General features: G+C 45.2%; 16 protein-coding genes. All 16 read right to left on the reverse strand.

Annotated elements, in window-relative coordinates; all coding sequences use genetic code 11:
- Window positions 1-585: 585 nt before the first annotated feature.
- Window positions 586-2094 (reverse strand): lysine--tRNA ligase, encoded by a 1509-nt coding sequence (lysS, locus tag AC3WJJ_RS24725; RefSeq protein WP_422659048.1) that lies wholly within the window; start codon window positions 2092-2094, stop codon window positions 586-588.
- Between the two features lie 143 nt (window positions 2095-2237).
- Complete coding sequence (gene greA / locus AC3WJJ_RS24730; protein WP_492544702.1) at window positions 2238-2714, reverse strand: transcription elongation factor GreA; 477 nt, start codon at window positions 2712-2714, stop codon at window positions 2238-2240.
- Between the two features lie 218 nt (window positions 2715-2932).
- The gene (gene dusB / locus AC3WJJ_RS24735; protein ID WP_492544703.1) at window positions 2933-3961 is read right to left on the reverse strand and encodes a tRNA dihydrouridine synthase DusB; all 1029 of its coding nucleotides are present in this window, start codon (window positions 3959-3961) and stop codon (window positions 2933-2935) included.
- A gap of 42 nt (window positions 3962-4003) precedes the next feature.
- Complete coding sequence (locus AC3WJJ_RS24740) at window positions 4004-4210, reverse strand: helix-turn-helix domain-containing protein (RefSeq protein ID WP_492544704.1); 207 nt, start codon at window positions 4208-4210, stop codon at window positions 4004-4006.
- On the reverse strand, window positions 4162-4710 hold the full coding sequence (gene folK, locus AC3WJJ_RS24745) for a 2-amino-4-hydroxy-6-hydroxymethyldihydropteridine diphosphokinase (RefSeq protein WP_492544705.1): 549 nt from the start codon (window positions 4708-4710) through the stop codon (window positions 4162-4164). Before folK ends, AC3WJJ_RS24740 begins: the two co-directional genes overlap by 49 nt.
- An 8-nt stretch (window positions 4711-4718) precedes the next feature.
- Window positions 4719-5081: a dihydroneopterin aldolase gene (gene folB / locus AC3WJJ_RS24750; RefSeq protein WP_422659043.1), complete on the reverse strand. Its 363-nt coding sequence runs from the start codon at window positions 5079-5081 to the stop codon at window positions 4719-4721.
- A 35-nt stretch (window positions 5082-5116) separates the two neighbouring features.
- Complete coding sequence (gene folP / locus AC3WJJ_RS24755) at window positions 5117-5974, reverse strand: dihydropteroate synthase (RefSeq protein ID WP_492544707.1); 858 nt, start codon at window positions 5972-5974, stop codon at window positions 5117-5119.
- On the reverse strand, window positions 5975-6856 hold the full coding sequence (locus tag AC3WJJ_RS24760; protein WP_492544709.1) for an aminotransferase class IV: 882 nt from the start codon (window positions 6854-6856) through the stop codon (window positions 5975-5977).
- Entirely contained in the window at window positions 6853-7434 is a 582-nt protein-coding gene (gene pabA / locus AC3WJJ_RS24765; protein ID WP_492544711.1) for an aminodeoxychorismate/anthranilate synthase component II, read from the reverse strand. The genes AC3WJJ_RS24760 and pabA overlap by 4 nt, the downstream gene beginning before the upstream one ends.
- A gap of 12 nt (window positions 7435-7446) precedes the next feature.
- Window positions 7447-9030, reverse strand: coding sequence for an anthranilate synthase component I family protein (locus AC3WJJ_RS24770; protein WP_492544713.1), 1584 nt, complete (start codon window positions 9028-9030; stop codon window positions 7447-7449).
- 207 nt (window positions 9031-9237) lie between these two features.
- Window positions 9238-10176 carry a cysteine synthase A gene (gene cysK / locus AC3WJJ_RS24775; protein WP_422659038.1) on the reverse strand — a complete coding sequence of 313 codons (939 nt, stop codon included), beginning with the start codon at window positions 10174-10176 and terminating at the stop codon, window positions 9238-9240.
- Window positions 10177-10461: 285 nt separating this feature from the next.
- Window positions 10462-11409, reverse strand: a complete 948-nt coding sequence (locus AC3WJJ_RS24780; protein ID WP_492544715.1) for a peptidyl-prolyl cis-trans isomerase — start codon at window positions 11407-11409, stop codon at window positions 10462-10464.
- A gap of 22 nt (window positions 11410-11431) precedes the next feature.
- Window positions 11432-12316, reverse strand: coding sequence for an Hsp33 family molecular chaperone HslO (hslO, locus tag AC3WJJ_RS24785; RefSeq protein ID WP_492544717.1), 885 nt, complete (start codon window positions 12314-12316; stop codon window positions 11432-11434).
- Between the two features lie 123 nt (window positions 12317-12439).
- A complete protein-coding gene (locus AC3WJJ_RS24790) occupies window positions 12440-13204 on the reverse strand; it encodes a type III pantothenate kinase (protein WP_492544719.1) in 765 nt (254 codons plus the stop codon).
- Window positions 13201-14076, reverse strand: a complete 876-nt coding sequence (nadC, locus tag AC3WJJ_RS24795; RefSeq protein ID WP_492544721.1) for a carboxylating nicotinate-nucleotide diphosphorylase — start codon at window positions 14074-14076, stop codon at window positions 13201-13203. The genes AC3WJJ_RS24790 and nadC overlap by 4 nt, the downstream gene beginning before the upstream one ends.
- Window positions 14066-15682 carry an L-aspartate oxidase gene (gene nadB, locus AC3WJJ_RS24800; RefSeq protein WP_492544797.1) on the reverse strand — a complete coding sequence of 539 codons (1617 nt, stop codon included), beginning with the start codon at window positions 15680-15682 and terminating at the stop codon, window positions 14066-14068. The genes nadC and nadB overlap by 11 nt, the downstream gene beginning before the upstream one ends.
- Between the last annotated feature and the right edge of the window lie 9 nt (window positions 15683-15691).

Genomic DNA, 15691 nt, shown 5'->3' on the forward strand with positions numbered 1-15691 from the left:
CAAACTCTCCATTAAAGTTAATGAAAAGAGCGATTCGCTCATTTAGAAAAACTGACGAGAATTAAAAATTCTCATTTGATCTTACCGAAGTAAGATCGGTTTAACTCACTCGTTGTTCAGTTTTCAAAGGTCAATTCTTCAGTGTCACTCGCGAATCTCGTTCGCCGCAGCAACTTTTATATCTTATCACACTCTTTCGAATTAAGCAAGCTTTATTTTGAATTAATTTTTCTTAATTCCTGTAAGCTTGTCTCTTTTCGTTTCGTGCGCCGTCCGCATCTCTCGGCCGGAAATATAATATACCATGGGAGTGGAGTATAATGCAACCCTTTATCGTTTTTTATTATCAGGTAAAATAATACATTTATATATTTCTCAAATGAGCTTGCTATTCGTTTAACCCTCTTCCTTACTATATAGCATTAGACCTCAAAATTGTTGCATTCATATCCACTTCTACAGGTAGTAGTATACCTCTAGATAATCTCTTCTTCATTTGTTATTTCATTTTCACTGTATATAGAAGAAAAGGAACAGCACCTACTAATTAAATAGCAGAGGCTGTTCCTTCTTATCTTATTGTAATTAACGGTTCCGCATGTGTGGGAACAGCAGTACATCACGAATCGATGGAGCATTCGTTAGCAACATAATCAAGCGGTCAATTCCGATACCCAGTCCGCCTGTAGGTGGCATACCGTACTCAAGCGCACGTAGGAAATCTTCGTCCATATCATGTGCCTCATCGTTGCCTTGCTCTTTTTCCTTCATCTGGCCCTCAAAACGTTGACGTTGGTCAATCGGATCATTAAGTTCAGAGAATGCATTAGCATGCTCACGTGCCACGATGAATAGTTCGAAACGATCCGTAAAGCGCGGATCTTCATCATTCTTCTTCGCAAGTGGAGAAATTTCCACTGGATGACCCGTTACAAACGTTGGCTGAATAAGTGTCTCTTCAACAAACTGCTCAAAGAATGCATTCAGAATATGACCAAATGTCATGTGCTTCTCAACAGGAACTTTATGTTCTTTTGCCAAAGCATGAGCTTCTTCATTTGTCATTTGGACGCCAAAGTCTACTCCTGTTACCTCTTTAACTGCATCTACCATAGATACGCGGCGCCACTGCGGTGTCAGATCGATTTCCTGACCTTGGTACGTAATCACTTGAGTTCCTAGAACCTCTTGAGCGATATGGGAAATAAGATTTTCTGTCAGTGCCATAATATCTTTATAGTCCGCATATGCTTCATACAGCTCGATCAACGTAAACTCTGGATTATGGCGTGTTGAAACACCCTCATTCCGGTAAACACGTCCGATTTCATAAACCTTTTCCAAGCCGCCTACGATTAGACGTTTAAGGTGAAGTTCAATCGCAATACGCATGTATAATTCCATATCAAGCGCATTGTGATGCGTAATAAATGGTTTTGCTGCTGCACCACCTGCTATAGCATGAAGAGTTGGAGTCTCCACTTCCAAAAAGCCCAGTGAATCTAAATAGCGACGCATCGATTGAATGATTCTCGAACGGGTGATGAACGTCTTCTGTACTTCCGGATTAATGATGAGATCGACGTAACGTTGACGGTAACGAAGTTCTACATCTTTCAAACCGTGGAACTTCTCAGGAAGGGGATACAGCGACTTCGAGAGAACTTCCAGGTTTTTAACCTTAATCGTGGTTTCACCTGTTTTGGTCTTGAAGAGTGTGCCACTTACACCAATGATGTCGCCTAGATCCAAAATACTGAAAGCCTGATACTTATCCTCAGCAATTGAGTCCTGACGCACATAGATCTGGATCCGTCCGCTAAGGTCCTGAATATGAGCAAAAGATGCTTTACCCATGCCCCGCTTCGCCATGATGCGACCAGCAAGGTTCACTTCAACCTGCTTCTCTTCCAGCTCTTCTTTTGTTAATGCGTCATACTGCTTCAGGATATCACCAGCATGATCTGTTCTTTCATATTTCCCACCAAAAGGATCGATACCAAGCTTGCGCAGCTCGTCCAATTTATTGCGGCGAATCTGTAACAGTTCACTTAGTTCCTGCTCTTGTTCCTGGTTGTTGATTTCTTCCGTCATTGTCGATTCATCTCCTTCATTCTCTCGGCCGGTATCCGGACCGTACAAGCAACAAAACAATTCAAATGTTTCAATTCATTCACTAGCCTCTATACAAATAGCGAAAAAAGCCCCCCGAAGGAAGCTTCCACGCTCATTCCAACTTACTTCTTAATTTCTACGATTTTATATTGAATGACGCCGGCCGGTACATTAACGTCGACCACTGATCCTTTTGCCTTGCCAATAATTGCTTTGCCGACAGGGCTCTCGTTGGAAATCTTATTGTTGAGCGGATCAGATTCCGCAGTTCCGACAATGGTATATTCCATTGTGTCACCAAATTCCATATCCTCAACAATGACCGTATTACCGACACCTACAACATCGGTATTAATATCGTCATTATTAATGATACGTGCGTTGCGGAGCATCTTTTCCAGCGTAATGATACGGCCTTCGATAAAGGCTTGTTCGTTCTTGGCATCTTCGTATTCGGAGTTTTCGCTAATATCACCATAACCGATGGCAACTTTGATACGCTCCGCGACTTCACGCCTTTTAACGGACTTTAGATTCTCGAGTTCGTCCTCCAGTTTCTTCAGACCGTCCTGTGTGAGAATGACTTCTTTATCGCTCATCTTAACCGATTCTCCTGTCATGTAGATAATTTAAATCACCATACCACCATACTATATGCGAATCTTCGGGGAACAGAACTCCCCTGATGCTTACTGTATATCAAGGCGAATTTATACTGAAAAATTATATGGTAACCATTTCAAAAAGTCAATGAACGCTCTCGTACGAATGAAAACGCTATCGTTCGCCTCAAGTTACCAATAGGACATTCCATTCTTTACATCGCGGAAGCTGCCTGTGGGTAAGTACTTTCCGTCGTATCTTCTGACGTCGTTGTCTCTAGCTGATCGACAAAGTTCGTTAAAAGCCTCACCATCTCGTCACGCTTGGTTCCTTCCATGATTTCATCTTTAATCCGCGCAGAACCTTTAAGACCCTTCAAATACCAAGACAGATGCTTTCTCATTTCACGGACCGCAACGTCTTCTTGTCGAATGGCAATCAGTCTGTCCATATGCAAGATCGCAATCCGGATCTTCTCTTGAGGTGAAGGATCAGGAAGAAGCTCTCCTGTCTTCAAATATTCGACAGTACGATATAACATCCAAGGGTTCCCGAGCGCTCCACGTCCGATCATCACACCATCGCAGCCTGTCTCAGTTAGCATACGCCGAGCATCTTCTGGAGTCACTACATCTCCATTGCCAATGACAGGAATCGATACAGCTTCCTTAACCTGTCTTATAATGTCCCAGTCTGCATGACCCGTATACAGCTGCTCACGCGTACGGCCGTGAACACTAACGGCTTGACCTCCAGCTCGTTCAACAGCTAATGCATTTTCAACTGCAAAGATATGATCGCTGTCCCATCCTGTGCGCATTTTAACCGTAACCGGTTTGTTAACGACATCGACAACAGCTGACACCATTTCATAAATTTTATTGGAGTCAAGTAGCCAGCGTGCTCCTGCATCAATTTTAGTTACCTTCGGTGCAGGGCAACCCATATTGATGTCGATAATGTCTGCATTGGTCTGCTGGTCGACCACTTTTGCTGCTTCCACAAGAGAATCCCGATCTCCTCCAAAAATCTGCAAGCTCAAAGGCTTCTCACGTTCGTCAACAAACAACATTTCTTGCGTCCGCTTGTTGCCATGTAAGATAGCCTTGCCGCTTACCATCTCCGCACAGACAAGACCGGTACCGAACTCTTTGGCAATTAGGCGAAAAGCCGGGTTACAGACACCTGCCATTGGAGCAAGGACGACCTGATTCTTCATCTCGACGTCTCCAATTTTCAACATGACCTTATTTCACTCCTTTATGCACCATTTATCTATTTCAACTCAACCGCGTTCCTTTAACTCTTGTATAGTTATGTCCAAGGCCTCCGCAATTTTAACTAAAATTTGTTCCTCTGTACGTCGATTTCCACGCTCAATTGCCCCGAGTACAGCCAGAGAAATGCCTGTACGTGCTGCAAGCTCCTGTTGGGTAAGCCCCTTTAACTTTCGGAAAGCGCGGATGCGGTTCGCCAGCTGCATGTTCTCCAAAGTTGTATTCCTTCCTTTCCACGCAGTTTTTCAATTGCTGTCCTAACCGTGGTGTACAACCCGGAGGGCTCATGCTCTGGAACAATATCCGCCAGCGGCATTAATACAAACGCCCTTTCCAGCATACGTGGATGAGGAAGAATTAAATCCGGTGTATCTAATAGTTGTCCTTCCATCCACAAAAGATCGAGATCGACTGTGCGGGGCCCATTGAGGATGTAGCGTACCCGACCTAACCGCGCCTCGATCTGCTGCATGACTGCTAACAAAGAATGAGGCTCTAGCGTAGTCGACACGGCAGCTGCCATATTTAAGAACATCGGCTGATCAACATAACCAACAGGTTCCGTTTCGTATAAGTTCGAGCAACGAAGCACGGTAACACCAGGCTGTAAATCAAGCAGTTCCAGGGCTTCAAAAAGCGTCGCTTCCCGGTCTCCTAAATTAGCCCCTAAAGCAATATAAGCCTCTGATGTCTCAGAGGTATCATGTGGGTTCATGGTTATTCTCACTTTCTAGTCCGGTGCAGCTCTACAGTAACACCTTCAAAATGAATGTCAAACGGTGGATGTGGTTTAGTCAACTTAACCGTTAAAGCATCGATACTAGTATAAGTGTCAAGCACCTTGGATGCAATATGCTCCGCTAAAGCTTCGATGAGCTTAAAAGACTCGGTCCGCATAATTCCTTGAAGTAACTCATGGATCTCTGCATAATTTACCGTTTGGCTCAAATCATCGCTTTTTCCTGCTCGACTCAAATCCATCTCTAACTCAAGATCAACATAAAACCGCTGTCCCAGCTTTCTTTCTTCTTCAAAAACGCCGTGGTAACCATAGTACTCCATTCCGCGTAAAATCATCTTGTCCATTCTTATATCCACCCTTCCATGGATTTCTTGTTCTATTATACCCGCTTCAATCCCGGTGAAGCATACAACATCGCATCACACATACGTGTTGTTCGCTTGATTTCCTGCACATCATGAACTCGAACAATCTGACAACCTTGTGCAATTCCATATGCAACCGTGGCTGACGTACCTTCAATTACATCATCTACTGGCAAATCCAGTGCCGTACGGATGAATTTCTTGCGTGAGGTGGCCAACAGAACTGGATAACCGAGGCTGACGAGTTCATCTAGTGACATCATCACTTTCATATTCTCCTCATAACCTTTTGCAAAACCAATTCCCGGGTCCAAAATAATACGGCTGCGTTTCACTCCAGCACCCAGTGCTATATTCACACTTTCCATCAGGTCAGACTTCATATCTTCAATTAAATTGGTGTAGTTTTGGTTCTTACGATTATGCATGAGGATCACAGGACAATCCAATGCAGCAGCTACTCCTGCCATATTGGGGTCTTCCTTGAATCCCCAAACATCATTAATAATATGGGCACCCGCTTCGATCGCCTGACGTGCTACCTCAGCTTTGTATGTATCTATAGAGAGCGGAATATGTGGCGCTTCCCGGTGTATAGCTTCGATCACGGGTATCACCCGTGCCAGCTCTTCATCGACACTAATCTTATCGTGACCAGGTCTTGTTGACTCCCCGCCGATGTCTATAATATCTGCACCCTCTGCAACCAATTGAAGAGCATGCTTCACAGCAAGGTCTGTTTCATTGTAACGACCTCCATCGGAAAAAGAGTCAGGGGTCACATTCAAAATACCCATGATTAATGTAGACTGACCTAACTCAAGCTTTGTGTCTCCGCACAGATAGGTCTGCTCATATATGGTTGTCTTCATCTACACTCCTGCTTTCTGCCGGTAAGCTTTTATTAAACATGTTGTGATAGGTCCTGCAAGCCCTTTGCCCACGATCACCGGCTCTTCTCCTTGTCTTAAAAGGCTAGTCACTGGCATAAGCTCCTGCACAGAACCTGTCGTAAATATCTCATCCGCAAGAATCAAGTCATCCCATGTAAACCGGCCCTCTTCTGTATTAATACCAAGGGTTTGGGCTAGTTCTAACACTATAGCACGGGTTATACCAGGCAAAATACCTGTTCCTACATCCGGTGTATGCAGCTTTCCATCCTTGATAAAAAAAAGATTGCTCACAATACCTTCAGCCAACTCACCCTTCTCAGTTAGCATGAGCCCTTCAGCTCCTAACCGAATGGCATCAGGATAACGCTGAAGTTCACGCTTCGCCATAATATTGTTCATATAATGAAGCGACTTCATGCGTACTGGTGTCTCCGGTGTATTGCGTGGTGTACCCAGGAGCTGCAATGCCTTGCCTTCTGTATATAGAGAAGCTGGTATTACCGGTAGTGCCTTTACATACAGAAGCTCCGTCTTATTTACATAATTACCGGAAGGAAGGCCTAGTGCTTCCACTCCTGCTGTTACGGTATAGCGAATATAAGCATCCTCAAGCTGATTAGCTGACAAAAGCTCTACGATCCATTCTCGCACGTATTTAGGATCTGGATCATATACGATACCTAGCAGTTCACAGCTTTCCGCAAGTCTTTTTAAATGCCGCTCCAATAAAAAGGGTTCTCCTTGATAGGTACGGAACGTCTCAAACAAGCCCATCCCATATAAAAGACCGTGATCCATAACGGATACCACGGCCTCGGCCGTGTCTACAACACGGCCATCAACTCCCATAAATCTCATGCTTTGGCTCCCGCCTTACGTTTTAAGAAGTTGCGAAGCATCTGGTGACCATGATCGGTAATGATTGATTCAGGGTGGAACTGTACACCCTCAACTGCGTACTCCTTATGCCGAAGTCCCATAATTTCGCCTTCTTCTGTCCAAGCCGTGACTTCAAGGCAATCCGGCAGACTTTCTTTTTCCACGAGCAAGCTATGGTAACGTGTTGCCGTAAAAGGAATGGGTAACCCTTCAAATACGGATGTACCAAGATGATGTATCGGGGAGGTCTTTCCATGCATGAGTCGCTCAGCCCGAATGACCTTTCCTCCAAATGCTTGTCCGATCGCCTGATGACCTAGACAAACACCGAAGATAGGGATACTTCCTTTGAAATGTTCAATTACTTCAAGACTAACCCCCGCCTCATTCGGCGTACAAGGGCCTGGTGAGATTAAAATATGATCGGGCGCCAAAGTTTTTATTCCGGCAATATCAATCTCATCATTGCGAAACACTTTTACTTCTTCGCCGAGCTCCCCTAAATATTGTACGAGATTGTAAGTAAATGAATCGTAGTTATCGATGACAAGAATCATGGTATACTCCCCCTATTTTGCCGCGGTTATTACGGCTTCCTCTTCACTGCACATTACTGCTGCAATCAATGCTTTCGCTTTATTATGGCATTCTCGGTACTCTCGATATGGATCTGAATCGATAACAATACCTGCTCCAGCCTGAATATACCCCGTGCCCTCTTGAACAGCCAAAGTACGAATAATTATATTCAGTTCCATATCACCATTATAATCAATCCAGCCCATGGAGCCCGTGTAAGGTCCTCTCGTAACTGGCTCTAACTCTTCAATAATTTCCATTGTTCGAATTTTGGGTGCACCCGTGATAGTTCCACCTGGGAAGGTGGCTGCAATGACATCATACACTCCCTTATCCTTCGCGATCTGACCTTCAACCTGAGATACAAGATGCATAACATGAGAGTAACGCTCAACAGTCATTAGCTCAGGGACATGTACCGTACCATAGGCAGCAATACGCCCGATATCATTGCGCTCAAGATCAACGAGCATGATATGCTCTGCCCGTTCTTTTTCATTGCCGGTCAACTCGGCCTCCATCGCTGCATCTTCTTCAGGTCCTGATCCCCGCCTGCGTGTACCTGCAATGGGTCTGGCTGAAACCGTATCTCCGTCCAACTTAATTAACAACTCTGGCGAACCACTGGCAAGGGTAAATCCAGGTGATGTAATGTAACCCATGTAGGGTGATGGATTCAATAATCTTAACCACTCATAGACGTCCGCAGGATCTGCATTTAACTTAAGATGTCTTCGAAGCGAAAGATTCACCTGAAATACATCCCCTTGACGAATATACTCCTGAATTGAAAGTACCGCCCGTTGAAAATCCTCCTGCGAAAAATCACTTGTGAGCTTGTCCCAGCCTTCTACATACGGGCCTGAAAGTGACGCTGCTCTTTGTTGCCGAGCTAGCAACTGAGTTTTCTCTTCTAACTGCTCTTGTTCAGAGGCAGAAGCACCGAGTAGCTCATTCCACTGCTTCAACATATTCTCTGCCCTTACAATGGCTTCCTCATATAACTTCTTAATTACGGTCTTATTATCAACATTGTCCTCGTTCTGCTTCCACGGCACATGCACAGCACAATACACTACCTGCTGCTCATGATCATAGATCCACACTTCTTCCATCCGCATCCATAAATAATCTGGAAACCCCGCGTCATTGTGTGCAATTACGGGTAGATCCTCAAGTGACTTGATCACATCATATCCTAAAAAGCCAGCGCAACCTCCACGGAAGTCAGGCCATCCAGACACTCGTGGTGAACGAAGTCCACTCATCCAACGCTCCAAAAGCTCAAGTGGCTTTCCTTCGACATGCGTTGTCTGTCCTTCTCGCAAATCCGTGATCTCACCTTGCTGCCCTGTTCCCTGTAGTATCGATACGGGATTTAACCCCAAATAAGTGTACCTTCCGGTCTTTCCACTTTCCAGCACGAAAGCGTACGGTGAAGCATGCTTCCATGCTTTTTTCCAAGTTGATGGCAATCCTTTCTTCCACCCCTGATATTGAACTACATAAGGCAGCACGGACCAGCCCTCTTCCACCCACTCAAGCCATTGAGCTAGCTCTATCTTTCTATCCATGCTTGTCCTCCTAATCCGCATAAGCCTGTTCTGTTGCCTGTCAGTATACTGTATCCTGCCCCACTTGAAAACCCCGAAACCACCCTATCACTGTATTTATTTTGAGGTGATTTGTATCGCCTTTTACGAAGAATATTCATCTCAACAGAAAAGACCTCCAATGCATAAATACATTGAAGGTCATAAACCTAAATTTAATGGAAGATATTAGGACTCAAAATTGTACAGCGGTGTGCTCAAGTAGCGCTCTCCATTACTAGGAATGATAGCCACGACACGCTTACCTTTACCAAGCTCCTTCGCCACCTTCAGCGCTGCATGAACTGCTGCACCGGAAGAAATCCCTGCAAGAATGCCTTCCTCTTTCGCTACACGACGCGCCGTATCGAAAGCATCGTCATTCTCAACATGAATGATCTCATCATAAACGTCTTGATTCAGAATATCAGGAACGAAGTTAGCGCCGATTCCTTGGATTTTATGTGGACCCGGTTTACCGCCCGCAAGGATTGGGGATGCTGCAGGTTCAACAGCATAGATCTTAATGTCCGAGAAAGACTCCTTCAAGACTTCGCCAGCTCCAGTAATTGTTCCGCCAGTGCCGATCCCAGCAACGAATGCATCCAGCGAACCACCAATGGAATTTATAGCTTCTACGATTTCAGGACCGGTTGTTTCCCGGTGGATCTTCACATTAGCTAAGTTCTTAAACTGTTCGGCCATGAAGAATCCGGAATTTTCTCGCAAAATTTCTTCTGCCTTCTTAACCGCTCCATTCATACCTTCTGCCCCAGGTGTAAGGACCAATTCTGCTCCATAAGCACGAAGCAGGTTGCGCCGCTCTAAACTCATCGTTTCAGGCATCACAATAATCGCTTTGTAACCTTTCGCCGCAGCTACCATAGCTAAACCGATTCCCGTGTTGCCGCTTGTCGCTTCAATAATCGTATCGCCTGGCTTCAAACGGCCATCTTTCTCCGCTTCTTCAACAATGCTAATAGCAATCCGGTCCTTAACGCTTGAACCCGGGTTCTGGTACTCCAGCTTCAGGTAGATTTCTGCACTGTCCTCTGGTACGATTCGATTCAAACGGACTAATGGTGTTCCACCGATTAAATCTGTCACACTGTTTACTACTTTAGCCATAATGAAGCCCTCCCTTGATTCGTTTAACGGTTCGTCTATATATCCGGTTATCTAAGTTGTATGATTGAGAAAACGGTACTACGGGCAATGAATCTCGTCCGGCTCACGCTCTCTTAATATCCGAGTAATTCGGTAGGTTTTTGTAACTTCATATTATCAACCTTATTTCTCCTTGTCAATACGAAGAAAAGCTTTCATTTCAGGTTATAGAATGGCTCGTAACTATGTTTACGAAAAACAGGCCTTTGCAACAAGGGAATCACTCCGCTGCAAAAGCCTGTTTTATTAATTATTAGGATGCTCTGAGGGAATTCCAGCCACGATACGAGCACTATATTTTTCTCGAAGCTGACTCTCAAGCTCTGAAAGCGAAACAGATTGCTCCAAGGCAAGCTGCTTACGCACCGTTTCCCGGATTAGGTTCTCGTCTGGTTCTTTAGGAATGAGAATATCGCGAACATATACTATTCCATACCCATCTTCCAATTGTATAGGCCCCGCAATATCACCCTTACTTAAGGATAGAGCAGTCTTCATTAACGCCTCTGGCTGAAAAGGATCATCTTCTTCGACGAATCCCATCCGCCCACCATTATCACGGGTATATTCATCAATAGAGACTTCTTCGGCAAGGGTGGCAAAATCTTCACCGTTCTCCAGCCGATCCAGCACTGCTTCCGCTTCCGGTTCCTTCTCCACCTTAATGATGGATAATTTCAATTGCTTTTTAGGACGGAACTGGTCCGGATGCTGATGAAGGTATTGATCAATATCCGCATCATCAACTTTGATATCAGCTGTCGCTATTTTTTCCAAGGTAAGTCGGTAACTTGTTTCTGCCTTCAGCAGTTCTTCTGACAGACCTAGCTGCTGCTCCATTTCTTGAAGAAATTGTTCCTTCGAGCCATATCCCTGCCCGATTCGCTCCAACTCCTGATCAACCTCTTGAGGAGTAACCTTAATATTTGCAGCTTCAGCCTCCAATTCGACTACCTGACGGTTCATCATTGTCATAAGCACTTCGCTGCCGTACCTTTTCTTCAGCTCACTAGTCCATTCTTCTTCTGTAATCACCCTATCTTGTATAGAGGCGACTACAGGAGGGGTTTGTTCAGATTCCGTATCCCCATCCTGAAATAAAACCCCGGAGAACAGCATCCAGCTCCCCATAAATAACACACCTGCAATCAAGACAACGACGGTTACCCATAGTCCCTTCTCTTGTCTCGTCATTTCGGCTGCTCATCCCAATACGTTAAGATTTGGCCCGCTCTAACACGGTTTTCAGCTGTTCTTCATCATAGGTGTATACCTCATTACAAAAGTGACAGGTAACCTCCGCTTTACGATCCTCTTGAATCATCTTCTCAAGCTCATCCTGCCCCATGCTAATTAATGCGCGTTCTACACGTTCATGAGAGCAATCACAAGAGAAACGAACTTCCGTTTCTTCCAAGATCGTTACATCCGGCAGAATTCGGCGTAAAATATCTTCCAACTCAAGCCCTTCTTCCAGCAACGATGTTACTGGTGGAATATCGCTTAGGGCTTTTTCCAGCATCGTAATTTCATCTTCCGTTACCCCAGGCATCAGTTGAATGATAAATCCACCTGCGTTAGCCACGGTATAATCAGGTGCAACAAGAACTCCCAAGCTGACTGCGGAATTCGTCTGCTCCGATACTGCAAAATAATATGTGAAATCTTCAGCCAATTCACCGGATATGATCGGAATACTACCACGGTAAGGCTCCTTTAGACCTAGATCCTTAATGACATGAATATGCCCAGTGGTACCTACTGCCGCAGCAACATTCATTTTGCCTGGACGAATGTTTGTCATTTCAACATGTGGATTATTCACATAACCTCGAACTTCTCCGTATGCATTCGCCTCAGCTGCAATCAAGCCAATCGGGCCATCCCCACGGACCTGAATACTGATACGCTCTTCACCTTTTAGCATGGCACCCATCATAGCAGCAGCTGATACTGTACGCCCTAAAGCGGCTGTTACGACGGGAAATGTGTCATGTCTACGCCGTAGCTCCTCAACCAGGTCCGTGGTACGAACCGCAAAAGCTCTGATTTTGCCTCCCATTGCCGTTCCTCGGAGTATACGGTCTTTATGTTTGTCCATCTTACAGCCTCCTCGCACTTCTTGTTGTTAAAATCTTAACCTTAAGTAACAGAGCCCTCGTTATATATAACTCTGCATTATATTGATTGGTTTGATCAGTTCATGAAAATGACGACTAGAACATTAGTTGCGGTTGTAGATAATACGCAGCCCTTCCAGAGTAAGCATGGAATCAATCTCATCAATGGAGTTCGTTTCACTCGCAATTAATTCAGCTAATCCACCGGTTGCAATTACCTTTACATGATCTGATTCCATTTCTGCTTTGATACGTCTAACAAGACCGTCAACCTGACCTGCATAGCCAAAAATAATCCCTGCCTGCATGGCATGCACTGTATTACGTCCGATGACTTTCTTCGGCTTCTCTAACTCAACGCGTGGGAGCTTAGAGGCGCGCTGAACAAGCGCTTCGGTTGCAATACCAATACCCGGAACAATAGCTCCTCCAAGATAGTTACCATGACTGTCGATACAATCAAACGTTGTTGCCGTACCGAAATCAACCACGATGAGGGGGCCACCATATTTGTCGACCGCCGCTACCGCGTTGACAATTCGGTCAGCTCCGACCTCTCTCGGATTTTCGTAACGAAGATTCAGACCTGTTTTGATTCCCGGGCCTACAATAAGCGGAGTTTTCTTAATATACTTACGGCACATTTCTTCCACTACTCCCACTAATGGGGGCACAACAGAGGAAACGATAACCCCTTCTATTTCGCTTACCAATATATTGGACATTTGAAACAGATTATGAATTAATACACCGTACTCATCCACCGTAGATTGACGGGAGGTACTAATCCGAAAATGATGAAGAAGTTCCTCGTCTTGATAAATACCCAGTACGATATTTGTATTTCCTACATCTACAACAAGAATCATGATGCTCCGCCTCCTTTCTTGGCGTTTAAATCTAAGCTGATATCTAAGCTGTCAAAAGAATACGTCAACCTCCCGACTGAAATGACGTCGACGCCTGACTGTGCGATTTCGCGAACCGTCTCTAGTGTAACATTGCCGGACGCTTCAGTTATAACATGCGGCGATACTATCTTTATTCGCTGCACCGCTTCAGCCATCATAACAGGATCCATATTATCAAGCATAATAATATCAGCCCCAGCGGATAAGGCTTCCTCGACCTGTACCAGTGACTCGGTTTCGACTTCAATCTTCATCGTGTGTGGGATATTATTCCTCGCTCTGCTTACAGCTTCAGTGATGCCGCCCGCACCCTTAATATGATTATCCTTTATCATGACCGCATCATACAAGCCAAAACGGTGATTGGCTCCTCCACCTACGCGAACTGCATACTTCTCCAACATACGATGCCCCGGAGTTGTTTTGCGCGTATCTACAAGGCGAGTCGGCAGACCCTCTAATGCACTTACAAAGGCATTCGTCTTCGTGGCAATGCCAGATAAGCGTTGTAGAAGATTAAGCGCAAGCCGTTCTCCGGTCAAAATACGATGCGTGCTGCCTTCAACCTCCGCTAATATATCTCCCTTTTCTACCCGCTGACCATCTTGAACATGGGCTTTGAAAGTAAGACACTTATCCACGATCTGAAAGACGAGTTCAGCAGCCGGCATTCCAGCTACAACTCCACCTTCTTTAGCATGGATAATGGCTTTAGACTCATGCCCCTGTGGAATCGTCGTCATTGTTGTAATATCACCTGATCCGACGTCCTCATGAAGCCAAGTCTTGATATTCTCAGCCAGACTCTCATTATATCCATTAAACATCATCGCTGTACTCCTCCGTCATTCCTTGATCCCGGACATGAATAATGTGCTTACGCCATCCTTCATTATCCGTCAGCGGAAAATCCTCACGGTAATGGGCTCCACGGCTTTCTTCACGACGAAGTGCGCCTTGAATAATCAAAAGGGAGCTTGTGAGCATATTCGCGAATTCATACTCCTCCCGTTTCGTCAGTTCCGAGTGGAATAGTGGTAGTTGTCGGTTTAGATCATCTACCGCCCGAAGCAGTGTTTCTTGAGTTCGGCGTAGACCTACATAGCGAACCATCACTTTTTGCAGCTTCAACCGGCGTTCCACAATCGCTTGTGAGCACGAATCTTTACGATCCCAGCTGAAGGATACGGATACAGGTTCCGAGGTATTCACCGGTAATTGCCTGATCTGCTCTACAATTCTCCGCCCGTAAACAAGTGCCTCGGATAAAGAATTGCTCGCTAATCGATTTGCACCATGCACACCCGTAGATGAAACCTCACCGCAAGCAAATAATCTTGAAATACTACTCTCACCGTAAAGACCTGTTTTTACGCCTCCCATCATATAATGCGCTGCAGGCGATACGGGAATCCAATCTGTTGTTAGATCGAGCCCGTAACGCATACATGTCTCATAAATCGTTGGGAAACGATGCTTCACCATCTCAGGTGACTCATGTGTAATATCGAGATATACAAAGGTGGAGCGTGTCTCTTCCATTTCACTTACAATAGCTCTGGCTACGATGTCTCTTGGAGCCAGTTCCAATAGCTCGTGGTATTTCTCCATGAAGCGCTCACCTTTAATATTCCGCAAATAAGCACCTTCACCCCGAACTGCCTCAGATATTAAAAATCTAGGCGCTCCAGGATAGCTGAGTGCTGTCGGATGAAACTGTACAAACTCCATATCTCTAATCTCGGCACCTGCTCGGTAAGCCATTGCAATCCCATCTGATGTAGCAACTTCAGGGTTCGTTGTATAGCGGTACAATTGACCTGCACCACCGGAGCATAACACGGTCGCCTGTCCCCGCACAAATACACGACTGCCATCTGGCATTTGCACCAAAGCGCCTAGACATTCATTGTCTTGTGTAATTAAATCTATAACAAAATGATCGTCCCACACCGTTACATTGTGAAGCTGTTCAACCTGAAGGGAGAGTGCACGGACGATTTCATATCCAGTTGCATCTCCATTCGCATGTAAAATCCGCCTATGGCTATGTGCCCCCTCCTTGGTCAAAGCAATTTCACCATCTTCAACATCAAAGGAGGTTCCTAATCGGATTAACTCCTGCACACCGGCCGGACCTTCATGAACCAGCACATCAACAGCTTCAGAGGAGCATAGGCCAGCACCTGCCAAAAGCGTATCATGTCGATGATACGCAGGAGAGTCATCTTCTGCCGTTACAGCCGCAATGCCACCTTGGGCATATCGCGTATTGCTCTCTAACAGTGATTTCTTGGTGATGAGCAGTACGCTACAGTCCGTACTCGCTTCAATCGCCGTATATAATCCGGCAATACCTGAACCGATCACGATCACATCCGTTTCAATCACCGGTAAATCCTGCAGATCAAAATCAATCAAATACTGCGGTATCACGTGATTCAC

Source organism: Paenibacillus sp. FW507-14B1B (assembly GCF_058781425.1).